Annotated in this window: 1 protein-coding gene; it reads left to right on the top strand. The window is 53.1% G+C overall.

What is annotated here, in order from left to right; genetic code table 11:
* On the top strand, window positions 1-731 hold a 731-nt coding region (locus AC04NP_RS30560; RefSeq protein WP_482863925.1), incomplete at both ends, for an IS66 family transposase.

The following is a 731-nucleotide window of genomic DNA, read 5'->3' as shown; positions in this document are numbered from 1 at the left end:
ACAACTTAAACGGGTGGTGTTTGGCAGCAAAAGCGAGCGCTTTGTTCCCAGCCAGCCCGCTGAACAACTCAGCCTCGGGCTACAAGTGGAGGAACTCCCACCGGTAGGCACTCCCCAAAAGGTAAGCTACATTCGTCAAAAGCCGCAAAGGAAAGAAAAGCCGGTACGTCAGCCTTTACCTGCCCATCTGCCCCGCACTGAAATCATCATTGAGCCAGAAGGGGATTTGACAGGGCTCAGGAAAATAGGCGAAGAAATCACCGAAGAGCTTGAATATGAGCCAGGCAAATTGTTTGTCAACCGCTATGTGCGGCCCAAATATGTGAAAGACAACCAGGATGGGGTGTTTATAGGCCCATTACCTTCCCGTCCCATAGAAAAGGGGATAGCGGGGCCAGGGCTGTTGGCACAAATAGCCATCGACAAATTTGTCGATCATTTACCCGTCTACAGGCAGGCCAAGAGATATGAACGGGAAGGCGCCCGAATCGCCCCCTCTACCATTGGTGGGTGGCTTGCCTACCAGTGCAGCCTTTTGGCACCGCTTTATGATGCCTTGAGGGGCAAGGTGCTTGGCAGTGGTTACATCCAAGCCGATGAAAGCCCGATAAAAGTGCTGGAGAAGGCCAAAAAAGGAAAGGCCCACAGGGGGTATGAATGGGTTTACCACGCGCCGGTCCAACGACTGGTTTTGTTTGAATATCAGCCAGGCAGGGACGGGCAAAGCCCCA

The sequence above is a fragment of the Agaribacillus sp. DX54 genome (genome assembly GCF_056858335.1).
Note: the sequence above shows the minus strand (reverse complement) of the source record. Positions and strands in the feature narration are given on the sequence as shown.